General features: G+C 41.5%; 11 protein-coding genes and 1 pseudogene. 3 read left to right on the top strand and 9 right to left on the bottom strand.

Annotated features, from left to right (window positions below; all coding sequences use genetic code 11):
• Window positions 1–519: pseudogene (locus CH377_RS18640) on the bottom strand (hypothetical protein); the annotation flags it as partial.
• Window positions 520–616: 97 nt separating this feature from the next.
• Between CH377_RS18640 and CH377_RS18645 the strand changes: the two are divergent.
• Both CH377_RS18645 and nadB read left to right on the top strand, forming a co-directional pair.
• A complete protein-coding gene (locus CH377_RS18645) occupies window positions 617–2,434 on the top strand; it encodes a S41 family peptidase (RefSeq protein WP_100725246.1) in 1,818 nt (605 codons plus the stop codon).
• 37 nt (window positions 2,435–2,471) lie between these two features.
• Window positions 2,472–4,091 (top strand): L-aspartate oxidase, encoded by a 1,620-nt coding sequence (gene nadB, locus CH377_RS18650; RefSeq protein ID WP_100725247.1) that lies wholly within the window; start codon window positions 2,472–2,474, stop codon window positions 4,089–4,091.
• Window position 4,092: 1 nt separating this feature from the next.
• On the opposite strand, the gene lsa25 (CH377_RS18655) is transcribed toward nadB, so the two are convergent.
• The 8 genes from lsa25 (CH377_RS18655) to CH377_RS18690 form a co-directional block, all read right to left on the bottom strand.
• The gene (gene lsa25 / locus CH377_RS18655) at window positions 4,093–4,779 is read right to left on the bottom strand and encodes a surface adhesin Lsa25 (protein WP_100725248.1); all 687 of its coding nucleotides are present in this window, start codon (window positions 4,777–4,779) and stop codon (window positions 4,093–4,095) included.
• A gap of 10 nt (window positions 4,780–4,789) precedes the next feature.
• On the bottom strand, window positions 4,790–6,304 hold the full coding sequence (gene omp85, locus CH377_RS18660; protein ID WP_100725249.1) for an Omp85 family outer membrane protein: 1,515 nt from the start codon (window positions 6,302–6,304) through the stop codon (window positions 4,790–4,792).
• A gap of 240 nt (window positions 6,305–6,544) precedes the next feature.
• Complete coding sequence (gene lsa25 / locus CH377_RS18665; protein ID WP_100725248.1) at window positions 6,545–7,231, bottom strand: surface adhesin Lsa25; 687 nt, start codon at window positions 7,229–7,231, stop codon at window positions 6,545–6,547.
• A gap of 10 nt (window positions 7,232–7,241) precedes the next feature.
• The gene (gene omp85, locus CH377_RS18670; protein ID WP_100725250.1) at window positions 7,242–8,765 is read right to left on the bottom strand and encodes an Omp85 family outer membrane protein; all 1,524 of its coding nucleotides are present in this window, start codon (window positions 8,763–8,765) and stop codon (window positions 7,242–7,244) included.
• A 227-nt stretch (window positions 8,766–8,992) separates the two neighbouring features.
• The gene (locus CH377_RS18675) at window positions 8,993–9,472 is read right to left on the bottom strand and encodes an acyl-CoA carboxylase biotin carboxyl carrier protein subunit (RefSeq protein ID WP_100725251.1); all 480 of its coding nucleotides are present in this window, start codon (window positions 9,470–9,472) and stop codon (window positions 8,993–8,995) included.
• Window positions 9,469–10,944 (bottom strand): acetyl-CoA carboxylase biotin carboxylase subunit, encoded by a 1,476-nt coding sequence (locus CH377_RS18680; protein ID WP_100725252.1) that lies wholly within the window; start codon window positions 10,942–10,944, stop codon window positions 9,469–9,471. The genes CH377_RS18675 and CH377_RS18680 overlap by 4 nt, the downstream gene beginning before the upstream one ends.
• Window positions 10,941–11,738, bottom strand: coding sequence for a lysophospholipid acyltransferase family protein (locus tag CH377_RS18685; protein WP_100725253.1), 798 nt, complete (start codon window positions 11,736–11,738; stop codon window positions 10,941–10,943). Before CH377_RS18685 ends, CH377_RS18680 begins: the two co-directional genes overlap by 4 nt.
• A 196-nt stretch (window positions 11,739–11,934) precedes the next feature.
• Window positions 11,935–13,044, bottom strand: a complete 1,110-nt coding sequence (locus tag CH377_RS18690) for an LIC11274 family protein (protein ID WP_100725254.1) — start codon at window positions 13,042–13,044, stop codon at window positions 11,935–11,937.
• A gap of 134 nt (window positions 13,045–13,178) precedes the next feature.
• On the opposite strand from CH377_RS18690, the gene CH377_RS18695 reads away from it, so the two are divergent.
• On the top strand, window positions 13,179–14,060 hold the full coding sequence (locus CH377_RS18695; RefSeq protein WP_100725255.1) for a DUF2225 domain-containing protein: 882 nt from the start codon (window positions 13,179–13,181) through the stop codon (window positions 14,058–14,060).
• The last annotated feature ends 2 nt before the right edge of the window (window positions 14,061–14,062 follow it).

Consider the following 14,062-nt stretch of genomic DNA (forward strand, 5'->3'; position numbering starts at 1 on the left):
CAGCCCACATTCCGCAAACACACCTTTGGTTAGGGATTCTTTGGAAATGGACTGAATTTCTAAAAGTTTGGAAACAGATTCGGAAGCTTCTGCAATATTCCCTTTTTTGCATGCGGAAATTGCAGTTTTATACAAAACTTCTTCCTGATTTTCAAGTGCCGACTTTTCAGTTTCCAATTTTAAAGAAGAAGTGAATGCAAGTTCCTGGTAAAGAGGATCGTTTGGGTCAGAATTTTTTGCTCTGACTGCATATTCCCAAGCAGATTGATTTTCTCCCAAAGAATCGTATAAAATGGACAAATTATAACAAGCGAGTCCCCTATCTTTTCTCAGGGATCTGCAGGAAGATTTTAATAAATCTAAGGAGGATTTTCTTTCTTCTTCCGTTCCGTAAAAATCTAGGATTGCCTGTTCTTGTATAAGTTCCGACCCGAACCTTCCCCCACCCGGGACGGAAACAGAAGTGCAGTAAAAAGTTCCCGCAAAGCAGAAAAAACTAAGAATACAGAACTTTTCCAAAGCTTTATAGAATAAGAGATTTCGGGGGAATAGATTGACAATGCTTGTTCCGGGTGGAAAATGATCGAAAATCAACCTTGCAAAAAGAGGACCCGATTTGAAAAGCTTGAGATCCCTCTCCTTATCCTTTCTCTCAGTTATCTTATGTACGAGCATCTTCTTCTGCCAACCTTCTTCCGGAAATTCCAAGACCACGGCAGATTTCACTCTCAAAGATTTTGACAGCGTAGTCAAGACTGTTGAGGGAAACTATATAGATAAAAATATAGATAAAAACCGCGCTTATAAAGACGCAGCGGTTTTTGCACTTCTATCCTTGCCTCATGGCCTCTATTTGTATCCGGAAAGTTATTTTACCGATCGAGAAAAATACGAAGAGTCGGATGAGATTTTCCCGGGCAAATCTTTCAAACTTTCTCCGGAGGACAAATTTGTTCTATTTGATCCGGATTATAAAGAAGTCGAGAAGATCCGAGACAGAAAATTGAAAGAAGAGTCTAATAAACCTAAACTTTCAAATGACGAGGTCCTCAAGTTAGTTGAAAGGGAGAAGGTCCGTAAAAAAGTGCTTACCGCTAAATGGGAGCAGACCAACTTCTCCAAAAAAGACTTTGATCGAGTATTAGCTTATCTCGAAAAAAATCTTCAAAACTACACCACTCCTCCGCTTAAAGATCCGTTTGGGGAAGAAGATCCTAAAGAAAAAGAACCATTCAGCATCAAAGACGTATATCTAGCTGCAGCTAACGGTTATCTTTCATCTTTAGACCCGCATAGCCAAGTATTCCTGAAAGCTGCCTGGGAAGAATCCATGGCTAAAATCGAAGACGGAAGTTTCGAAGGAATTGGAGCGATCTTAAGTGGTGGTGGTAACAAAGAAGTTATCGTAGAAAATCCATTAGAAGGAAGACCTGCGGTTACAGCAGGTGTTCGCGCAGGAGATGTGATCCTTGCAGTCGATGGGAAATCCACCAAAGGGATGTTACTCGACAAGGTAGTAGAAAGGATCAAAGGTAAAAAAGGATCCAAAGTAGTTCTGACCATCCGCAGAAAAGGAGTGGCTGGGACTTTGGCGATCGAGGTGGTCCGTGATACGATCGAGATTCGAAATATCACAAGCAAGTTGATAGATAATCATCCTTATATTGGATATATCAAGCTGACCGGTTTCGTGAAATCAGATCCTTCTGTTGATAAAGAATTCGTACAACATTTCAAAGAATTAGAAAAACAATCTACATCCAAAGGAACCAAACTGAAGGCATTAGTTCTAGATCTTAGAAATAATCCTGGAGGTTATTTAGATCTGGCAATCGATCTTGCAGATATGTTTGTGACTAACGGACTAATCGTTTCCGTAAAAAGCCCGAACAGAAGTCCTGAAGATTCAAACGCTGGCAAAAAAGATCTAACTGATCTGCCAGTTGCAGTTCTGATCAATGCAAAGTCCGCTTCTGCTTCTGAGATTGTAGCTTCTGCACTTAAACATCATGGACGTGGACTTATTCTCGGGGAGAGATCTTTTGGAAAAGCAACCGTTCAAAAACTACAAGAGTTACGAGGAAACGGAGCTTATTATATCAAACTTACCCAGTCCAGATATTATGCACCTTCTGGGAATACGATCCAAGTCGTCGGAGTTAAACCTGATGTGGATGTTTCTTCCGAAGAAGACGGAACTTTCCCATTCCATTATCGCGAAGAGAACATGTGGAATCACCTTCCTGAGTTACCTTCCTCTGCTGAGGAAAAAAGCCATTTCGACGTGAAAAAATTGGAAGGCTGGGTAAAATCTAACGGACAGGCGGAGAAGTTCATACAAGAACATAAAAATGATCAGATCAAGCCTGCCTTCCAATTGATCCGTTCCATAGATTACGTTGAAGCTCTTTTAAACACAGGCAAACGTAAGTAATGTAATCGGCGGTGTAATAGCCGCCGAATCTATAGAAATGCCAAGAATTAAAACCGATTTTTTAGTCATTGGAAGCGGTATTACCGGTCTTTTCCAAGCATTAAAACTTTCTAATGTAGGTGAGACAGTGATCGTGACAAAGAAGTCAGATTACGAGTCTAATACCAATTATGCACAAGGTGGGATCGCCTCCGTTTTTGCTCAGGGAGACAAATTCGAGGACCACGTAAAAGACACCTTAGAATCCGGAGCCGGCCTATGCGATCCGGAGGCAGTCCGAGTTTTGGTGGAAGAAGGTCCTCCTCTAGTCAAAGAACTTTTAGAATACGGTGTTCCATTCAACCTGAATCAAGAGGGAGAATTCGATCTTCATAGAGAAGGTGGACATGGAACGAATAGAATTGTTCATGCTCATGATAGAACGGGTCACGAGATCGAAAAAACCCTGCTTCAGATTGTAAAACAAAACCCAAATATTAGAATATTAGAATACCATACTGTAGTAGATCTGATCACTCCTCACCATCTCAAAAAGAAAGGCCTGATCTGTTTTGGTGCTTATGTTCTTTCCAACCAAACCGGAGAAGTAATTCCAATCCTTGCCAAAAAAACTATTATCGCAAGTGGTGGATCCGGACAGGTTTATTCTCATACTACAAATCCCAAGATTGCAACCGGTGATGGAGTTGCTTGTGCGTATCGTGCAGGCGCAGAGATCCGGAATATGGAATTTTACCAATTCCACCCTACTTCTCTTTATCACGAAAAAGGTGATTCGTTTCTCATCTCCGAAGCGGTCAGAGGAAAAGGTGCAGTATTACTTGGAATGGACGGCGAACCGTTCATGAAAAAATACCATCCGATGGCTGATCTTGCCACAAGAGATATAGTCGCAAGAGCGATAGACGCAGAGATGAAAAAGTCAGGAGATCCGCATGTTTGGTTGGATATCTCTCATAAACCTGCGGCAGAGATCAAAGAATCTTTCCCTTCAATTTATGCAAAATGTCTTGAGTTAGGAATAGATATCACTACGGATCCTATCCCGGTTGTTCCTGCTGCCCATTTTATGTGTGGAGGGATCGCAACCGACCTTTGGGGAAAAACAAGAATAGAAAATTTATTCGCAGCGGGAGAAGCTTCCTGCACAGGAGTCCACGGTGGAAACCGCCTTGCTTCTAACAGTCTGCTGGAATGTCTCGTATTCTCCAATCGGATCGCAGAAGAAATCCGGAAAAACCCGCCAGACTTCTTACCCGAACATGAACAGATCCCCGCTTGGGACAAAGAAGGTTTAGTCAATACGGAAGAATGGGTATTGATCTCCCATGACCTTTCAGAGATCAAAAACACAATGTCCAATTATGTAGGAATTGTACGCTCTAATCTACGTTTAGAAAGAGCAAAAAGAAGAATGGATCTGATCTATGCGGAAGTCAGGGACTATTATAATAGGACAATAGTCACAAACCCTCTATTAGAACTTCGTAATTTGGTTTTGGTGGCTGAATTAATTATTCGCTCTGCGCTTGCCAGACACGAAAGTAGAGGGCTTCATTATTCTACCGATTATCCTGAGAACAGATCCCCATCCAGACATGATACAATTCTGATCAATGATCTGGTGCATGGGGACCTGCAAGCGCCTCTTGAGTAACTTACCTTACGCAGCGAACAAAGTATCTGGTAGTCTTGCTAAAGGATTCATCTTCGCCGAATCTATCTCGGGTAAAAGATACTGCTCTAGCCGTCTTACCTCCTACATCTTGTTCATTTGCTGTTGAACTCCAGTAGAATGCCTCTATGGTATCCGGAAATTTTAATAGCATGAAGTTGCGGCTATTAGAACTTAAATATTTTAACTCTAAGAAACTAGCAACTCTCCAGTCTGTATGACCTCCAGTGTTATCATTCGCACAAGAATCATACGCCTCTGAACTTCCTGGTATACCTATCGGAGACACATTTGTAAGTGTTTGAGGAATTCCTAATGTATTACAAGAATTCAAATCAACACTACAATACTGGAGTTCTTTCGCCCCGAAAGAACTTGGATTCGCTAACGTCCCGCTTGCTCCTCTACAACTGAAACTAGTAGTAGTTCCGCTGAACACCTGGCCTTGGCTACAGGTCTTCCACATCAAACCGCTTGTTGCATCTGTTGTGGTTCCATCTGCATTAGTAGTGAAACTTTGGAAGAAGATCGCTCCTGCTATCAGGTCGCTATCATCTTCTTCTCTGAAGCCATAAGGACTACGATCTAATTTCTCTTCACAACCCATCGCGAGCATACTAAACGCGAATAAGGTGAATAATGATCTTATTATGTAATATACTTTTCTCATTTCTTTTTCCTTAGAACGCGTGGCTGAAGTTTACGAATAATTGTTCGTCTTCTCTTGATTTTGCCCAGTCGATCATGATGATCGTAGCCTGGTTCCATGCAATCCTGAGTCCGAGACCATGTGAATATTTATAATCCTTGGTCCCAACCTTGTGCTCATCATCCCAAACACGTCCGAAGTCCATAAAAGGCACTAAGTTAAATGCGAAGTATTCGTCACCTACACGTAAGGACCCGAATTTCCATCTCACTTCGATATTACCCCAGCCCATCATTCTTCCTACGAAGCGGTCTTGTTTGTAACCACGAATCGTACGAATACCTCCGAGTCCTCCGATCAAACCTTCCGTTCCCCACATGTTACGATATTCGAAGAAAGGAACGTCTCCTTCAGACAAACCTGCTCCAAAACGGGAAGCAATAACCAATTTATCGAAAACTTTAGGAAACGGACTCCAGAAAAATTTTCCTTGAGCAAAGTATTTTTGGAAATTGAAGTCGGAACCGAATGCCTTGCTGTTTTTCTCAAAGGTTCCTTCTAAGAAAACACCACTATTCGGATCAGGTTCGAAGTCACGAGTGTCATATACTAATGCAAGACGAACTGCGTTTACATATCCACCGTGATAACCTAAGATCTTTCCTGCTTCTGCATCTTCCGTTAGACGGGTTTTAGCGTTAGGCACATTTGCTCCATAATCCATACCTAGGACTGGATCGTAACCTGGAGCTTTCTTTCCATCAAAGGTTCTAATCATATTTTCGGAAGCTTTTATTCCTGCGACTAAACGAACAGTTCCACCAAAGAAAGATCTCTCAGTACTTAGGTTAACCATTGGAGTCTCTATGATATATCCATTGTACATTTTATTAGTAACAACGAAACCTGGCTGGCTTGGCACTCCGTAATAGGTATTACCTCCGAAGGAAACCGGGTCCTGAGGACCTCCAGGTCTATAATAACCAAAGTTTTTGCTTTGATCAGCAAACGTTGCATTATTAACATAATCTCCGCCAGGCTGATTACGATCGAAATAGCTGAGAGTTTTAAGAGATCCTTCACCAATTCCAAAGTAAAGAGTGGTAGGTGTAATTGTCAAAAACGCATCCGCACGAAGACGCCACTGCGTATTCGCAATAAACGGCATATCTAAACTGAGCTGATGATACTGAGCGTTCTTACTCGTATTAAAATACTGAGCAAAAAACCTAACTCTGTAGGGAGTATAGTCGAATAACGGATCTGATTTTAAACCGTTATTATAAGCATACGCACGAACACCAAACCCAACGCCCTCAAGTGGATCTGAATTGATCAGTGGAAGTCCGGTAGGATACCAACCTTCTCTTTTTACAGCTAAGTCTTTTGAACAAAGCTGTTTAGAAGAATCCATATGAAACGGCATATTTTTGCGAGCAGGAGGTTTCTCGCATCCCGGTTCAGGGATAAAATCTTGGGCGTCTATATTGAAACTTGCTACAAAACAAATCGTTAGCACCAACGATTTAATTTCTTTAATCCTCATGTACACTCCGGATCTAAGATTTTAAGTTCGTTAGTTATTAAAGTTCTAATAACTTATGTCAATTGAAAATTTCGAATTAGGGTTTTGAGGACCCCGTTCATCACGCAAAAGTTCCCTTTCATCACAAGAGTTATAAAAAAATCAGTAACATACAATGATAAAACACGATTTCGACCCAGATATAAGGGGGATATAAGTGAACCCTCGTTTAGGCAAACGAGGGCATTATAAATTTGTAAATTATCTTACACAACGAACAAAGTATCTGGTAGTCTTGCTAAAGGATTCATCTTCGCCGAATCTATCTCGGGTAAAAGATACTGCTCTAGCCGTCTTACCTCCTACATCTTGTTCATTTGCTGTTGAACTCCAGTAGAATGCCTCTATGGTATCCGGAAATTTTAATAGCATGAAGTTGCGGCTATTAGAGCTTAAATATTTTAACTCTAAGAAACTAGCAACTCTCCAGTCTGTATGACCTCCAGTGTTATCATTCGCACAAGAATCATACGCCTCTGAACTTCCTGGTATACCTATCGGAGACACATTTGTAAGTGTTTGAGGAATTCCTAATGTATTACAAGAATTCAAATCAACACTACAATATTGGAGTTCTTTCGCCCCGAAAGAACTTGGATTCGCTAACGTCCCGCTTGCTCCTCTGCAACTGAAACTAGTAGTAGTTCCGCTGAACACTTGGCCTTGGCTACAGGTCTTCCACATCAAACCGCTTGTTGCATCTGTTGTGGTTCCATCTGCATTAGTAGTGAAACTTTGGAAGAAGATCGCTCCTGCTATCAGGTCGCTATCATCTTCTTCTCTGAAGCCATAAGGACTACGATCTAATTTCTCTTCACAACCCATCGCGAGCATACTAAATGCGAATAAGGTGAATAATGATCTTATTATATAATATACTTTTCTCATTTCCTTTTCCTTAGAACGCGTGGTTGAAGTTTACGAATAGCTGCTTATCTTCTTTAGATACCGCGTAATCAAACATGATGATGGTTGTTTGGTTCCAAGCAATCCTGAGTCCGAGACCTCGGGAATATTTATAATCCTTGGTCCCAACCTTATGTTCGTCATCCCAGATTCTTCCGAAGTCCATGAATGGAACTAGGTTGAATGCGAAATGTTGTCCAGCAACGGAAAGGGAAGCAAATTTCCAACGAAGTTCGATATTACCCCAACCCATTGCACGTCCCACGAAGCGGTCTTGTTTATAACCTCTTAATGTAGTACGTCCACCTAGTCCGGAGATCACACCTTCTGTTCCCCACATGTTACGATATTCGAAAAATGGAGCATCACCTTCAGTGACGGAGAAACCGCCTCGTCCTGCGAGAACCAATTTATCGAAAACTTTAGGAAACGGACTCCAGAAAAATTTTGCCTGAGTGAAATATTTGGAATAATCGAAATTAGATCCGAAAGTTTTAGCAGATCTTTCGTAGGTTGCTTCTAAGAATACACCTTGGTTTGGATCCGGCTCCAAGTCTCTTGTATCATATACCACACCCAAACGAAGTGTGTTTACCATACCACCATGATAACCTAAGATCTTTCCTGAATTATAATCTTCGGTAATTTTAGTAGTACCGCTGATTGCTCTTCCACCTGCGCTAGTAGGAAAGCCATCCATGATAGGATCGCTCGCGTTTGCAATCGTTCCATCAAATGCCTTTACGATATTCTGGGACATACGAAGTCCTGCAACAAGTCGGACAGTTCCTCCTACGTAAGACCGTTCTCCACTCAACATGGCAGTAGGAGAGATCAAATTATAACGGTTATATTGAGAGTCTGTCACTCTAAATCCGTTCTGTGCCGGAAATCCGTTGTATACGGCACCGTTAACATCGACCGGATCTCCAGGTCCACCGGGTCTAGTATAAGCCAGGTTTCTTTGTTGGTCGGCAAAAGTTGCATTCGTATGAACCTGCCCCCCGTCCTGGTTTCTATCAGTATAACTTAAAGTTTGGAGAGAAGATTCTCCTAAACCGAAGAATAACGTATTCGGATTGGCATCATAAACACCTTCCCCCCTCAAACGCCATTGTGTTCCGAACACATAAGGAGCATCGAAAGCGACGTCCTGATACTGACGTTGTTTGGTGGTATTGAAATACTGAGCGTAAATCCTGAATTTGTAAGGAGTATATTCGAAAAACGGATCTTCTTTCTTTCCATTATTATATGCGAATACACGAATTCCGTAACCGATCCCTGTATTCGGATCTGAATTCAAAAGAGGTAATCCAGTTGGAAACCAACCTTCCTTCTTCTTCTCTAGATCCTTTTTACAAAGTTGTCTTTTAGGACTGATATAGAATGGTAGATCCGTTCTTTCAGGAGGTTTTTCACAACCGTCCAAAATGCCCGGATCAGCGGAGATAGTTTGAGTCGAAACAAAGGCCAATATAGCAATTATGCCTATGCGAATAAGGAAATGCTTCATGCAGTAACCTGAAAATTTTTATGGAATTCGCAATGTATAATAGTGTCTGAGCCGATGTCAAATTTATTCCTGGAACCTTTTCTTTTGATCTAGGGTCATGGGCTTCCAAACGAACCGTATTCTAAAATTATTATACCGTTTGTTCGAAATAAGAATTTAATTTTTAACAATACTGAAATGTTTCAGTATCAGAAAACATTTCAGTATGAAGCCGGAGTGGAAACTTATTATTCGGCGAGTTTGATAAGCAACTGGTCTTGGGAAACTATATCACCTGGATGAGCGAGTACATCTTGCACATTAGCATCTGCTCCAGCTTTCAAGGCATGCTCCATCTTCATTGCTTCAACAACTGCAAGAGTCTGTCCTTTTTTAACAGAGTCTCCCGGCTTTACTTCTACCTTGATGATCTTTCCTGGCATCGGACTTTTAATCTCTAAAGAAGCTGCTTGCGCGTCCGAAGATTCCCGACCTTTGATCGCAAATTGAAATGTTTTCCCTTTCGTATGGATGAAAAGTTTTCCACTTCTAAGTAATGCGACACTCCCGTCAGGCAAAGAATAAGAACCATCCTTTCCCTCTGTCCAAGAATAATGAGTGAGAAGTGACTCCCATTTTTTTTCAGGACCGAATAATCTGGAGGAAGAATCTCCCAGATCTAATACATATTCTTTTTCTTTCCATTGGAGTCGGAACAAACGGTTCAAGATATTTCTCCCCAAACTCCGTTCGGCCCTACGGCCTCCCATACGGAGGAAGTTTTCACTGTACGGTTCGCAAGGAAAGAAGCAGTTCTCATGAGTGCTTCTTTTTCCTCTCCGGATTCTTCCCAAATTATATTATATTTTTCTAAAAAGTGAGTGTCCGTATGTCCCTTTACGAATTCCGAATGCTCCAGGATTGCTTTTAAATAATTCAGGTTTGTGATCGGCCCGAATACGATTGTCTCTTCTAACCCCGCGATCAGATTTTTACGCGCTTCATCTCTTGTTTTTCCGATCCCGATCACTTTCGCAAGCATTGGATCGTAATAAAGAGAAACTTCGGAACCGGTAATCACTCCTGAATCCACTCTTAGGTTTTGGGTCTCAGGAAATCTCGCGAGTTCTATTTTACCTATAGAAGGTAGGAACTCATTCTCGGGATCTTCTGCATACAATCTGACTTCGATTGCATGTCCGGTCTGGGATGGGGATTTTCCACCGGTGAGTTTTTCGATACTCACACCTTCTGCAATTCTAATCTGCCATTCTACCAAATCAAATCCAGTTACGGATTCGGTGACTGGATGCTCTACCTGCAGCCTTGTATTCATTTCTAAGAAGTAGAATGCGTAATCTTCTCCTAAAATGAATTCAACTGTTCCTGCACCAATATAACCGATGGAAGAAGCTGCCTGAACAGCGACTTCACATATTTTTTGTTTCAGCTCAGTCGGCAGATTAGGTGCGGGAGATTCCTCCACTACTTTCTGGTGCCTTCTTTGAATAGAACATTCTCTTTCGAAAAGATGGATCACTTTTCCGGAAGAATCTCCGAAAACCTGAACTTCAATATGTCTAGGATTTATAATATACTTCTCTAAAAATACTCGAGCATCCCCAAAAGCATTTCCAGCTTCTCTTTGGGCGGATTCCAATGCAGGTAAAAATTCTTCTTTGGAAAAGACACGTTTCATTCCTTTTCCGCCGCCACCAGCACTAGCCTTGATCATGACCGGAAATCCGATCCTCTCCGCTTCTTTTAGTAAGACAGAATGTTCTTGGGAGTCTCCTTCGTATCCAGGAACAACGGGAACTCCCGCCTTCTCCATAGCCGCACGAGAACGGATCTTATCTCCCATTAGGTCCACAGATTCAGGTTTAGGGCCTAAAAAAGAAATCCCCGCTTTAGAAAGTTCTCTTGCGAATTCAGCCTTCTCGGATAAAAATCCGTAACCAGGGTGAACTGCGTCCGCTCCGGTTTCTTTAATAGCTTTGAGTATATTAGGAATTACTAAATAAGACTTAGAAGGTTCCGACTCTCCCAAATAAAAGGAAAAGTCCGCTTCTTTTACGAAAGGTGCATCCTTATCCGCATCCGAATATACGGCTACGGTCTCGATGCCTAACCTTTTACAGGTCTTTTGGATACGAAGAGAGATCTCTCCCCTGTTTGCGATGAGTAGTCTTTTGATCACTTGGATTTAGAGGAGACAGGTTCACGCACTGTTCCGATCTCGGAGTCTAATGCGATTTTTTCCTTGCTCATGGTTTCGTATAAGAAATCTCTAAAACTCTCCCAAGTATCGTAAGTCCAGGGTTCGTATCTTCCTATAAACTTGTATCCGACTTTAGCAAACATAGGCTCCGTTTGGTAAGTGGTAATTCCTGATTTTAAGACCACTACTACAGGAATCTTATTCTCATAAGCGAGCTTAACCATCCCTTTTTGCATTGGTTGGATAATTTCAGAATAAGAATTATGGCCTTCCGGATAAACTATATAAGAAGTAGTAGAAAGTCCTTTTATTAAATTACGAACGGATACTGCAATGGTAGCGGCTTTAGAAGTCTCAAAAACCTGAGAGCCCATTGCCTTCATCCACCAATAAGCGATTAAAGTTTTTTTAATCACTTGGTTTGCAAGATAAGGTTTATTCACCACTAGGCAATCATAAGGAAAATCTATTTCGTTTACATGATTTAAGAAGATCATGTGACCTTTTTCTGGGATCTGCATCTCATTCTTAATCATTAGATCCGTTTTGGTCATTTTGATAACTGCGGTTCCCCAAGTTTTAGAACCCTTTAGGAAAGAGACGTACTGCTTTTCTCTATTACCTACGATCGCATAAAAAATCCCTGCAATCATATTCGGAAATGCTACCGTAAGTACCAACCTTAAGGTTACGACATATGTGCGTAATACCAGTTTACGATACTTCGGGGAAAACCTGCCCAAACGGCTTTCCATAAACTTGAGTGGATTCATGCGAACTATGCTTTAGTACCTCTCCGAACAAGGAAAGCAAATTCTTAACATAAGTCAAAGGTAGAAACACGAATAGGACAATCCATCTCGGACATAACTTACGATGTTCGCTTTAAACAGAATGAGAATAATAAATAAAAAAGCCTGCTCCCTTTCGGAAACAGGCCTTTTTATTTTTCAGAAAAATGGAAAGATCTTATTTATTAGGCTGGCTTGCTGCAGCTGCTTGTCTTCTCTTCTGAGCTCCTGGAGGAATTTTATCTCCCAAAAGTTTTTTACGAGTGTCAGCATCCCAACGAAGATACAGTTTATTATCGATCTCGTCGTCGTAAACTCGACCTAAAATGTCGACAGCGTCTCTACGATAATCGTCCGGAATTCTTTTGTCGAATACAGGGCTCATTCTATTATCCGCACGAACCAGAGGGTTAGTTGAGAAGTCATATGTAACTCCTTCTACAGAAACAACTTCACCTGGAGTTATCTCGCCGATCTCATTGCGAGTCTCTTCAGTCTTAGCATCAGATCTTTGTAGATAGTAATTATCATAAGGATACTTGAGTTTGAAAATATTCATCGCATTCGATCTTGCGTCCCTGCAAAGATTGATCGCTCCCAAATACATTTCGATACGATGTTTTCTATGCTCAGGTTGGAGTTTTTGGTGTTTCTCCAAATGTTTTTCTATCTTAAGTGCGTTATTCCTAGCTTCCTTAGCTTCTCCCAAGAACTGATAACCTAATTCCATATTTTTTTCGATGGTGTATTTATTTACCACGTAATGGAATTCTCTCGGGTTGTACATCCTGCGGGTAGTAGGAGCTTCTCTATTCTCCTTGATGTCTGCGCGGATATAACTTGTTTTTCCATATTCCACGGAAATATCCACAAGTGCTCTATCCATAGGATTGTTTGGATTTTTCTTTTCGATCGCAGTTTTTAGGATCTCTTCCGTTCTTTCCACATATGCTTGTGAAAGTTCTTCCAGAAGAAGTTCCATTCCAAGTTGGGATTCTAAAAATCTACGATAAGAATTTACGAAATTCCCTTCGAAGAAATACAGAAGACCTTCTTGGTATAATCTTTTAAGTTCTTTATACTTCGCAAGTCGCTCCCCATCTGCCTGGGCTTGACCTGTTCCGGAGGATTTTACCTCTCCAGGATAATTTTTTACGACAGGCTCAATCGCTCTTAAATAGGTTAAGAGTTCTATCCTCTTCTTATACGATTTCATAGAAACGGCTTCGCCGTGTAATAGAACTGGGGCGACTAACATCGCAATCATGAAAACGAGAAGTTTTTTCATTGGAGGACCTTTTCCTTAGCATCTTCCTGAGAAGACCGGGTTCAACCCGAAAATCGTGCTTTTCTTCTTAATCTATCGGTTAGAATACGGTGAGAATTGACGCTTTCGGATCGATTTTTCCGGAAATTCTTCGTATGACAGCAACTGCATTAGCCCAAGGCAAAAAAATCTCGTTTCGTAACAAAGAAGATACGGTCTGCCCTATCTGTAGCGAGGTCCACCAAAGGGAAAGTATGTTCCAAGGGGGAGGAAGGCTGATTGCAGGCAAACTCACCCAGGAATTACGTCGCTTATACGAAAAAAATAAAAAGTTCGGTAGGGTCTCCCCGAACGATTACGTTCTAAACGTATGCCCACGTTGTCTTTATACTGCATTTCCTAAGGACTGGTCAAGCCTAGATGCGGATGAACTCGCAAAATTGAGAGAATCCGCAGAGATCCGACGTAAAAATATAGAGTCCATTATGGGACCGACAGATTTTTACCAGGAAAGAAACCTGATCCTAGGGGCGGCTTCCTATCTTTTAGCAATAGAATGTTACCAGTCCAGAAAAGTGACAGTAGCTCCTACACCTAAAAAAGCGGTCTGCGCGGTTCGAGGTGCGTGGTACTTCGATGATGTAAACACAGAATTTCCGGGTATGGGTTACGACAAGATCCGGGACCTTCTATACCAAAAATCCGCAGGTTGGTACACGGACACAATGGAAATCATGCAGTCCGGATCAGAACCCGTGGATGCTGCTTCTTACCTGTTAGGACCTGATACTGATAAAAACTGGGGATTTGACGGAGTCATTTATCTTTCCGCTTATCTCACAATGAAGTTCAAGGAAGAGCTTGCATCCGATTCTGCTTCTAAACTGAACCTTCTAATCCGCGCCAAAAGAACTCTTTCTAGATTATACGGTTCAGGTAAGGCGTCCAAGTCCAAACCTTCCGTGATCATCGATATGGCCAAAGAACTCTATGATGAATACAATAAGATCATAGAAGAAATGGGCGGAGAGAAATAAGA

This window comes from Leptospira haakeii, from assembly GCF_002812045.1.
Lineage (GTDB): Bacteria > Spirochaetota > Leptospiria > Leptospirales > Leptospiraceae > Leptospira_B > Leptospira_B haakeii.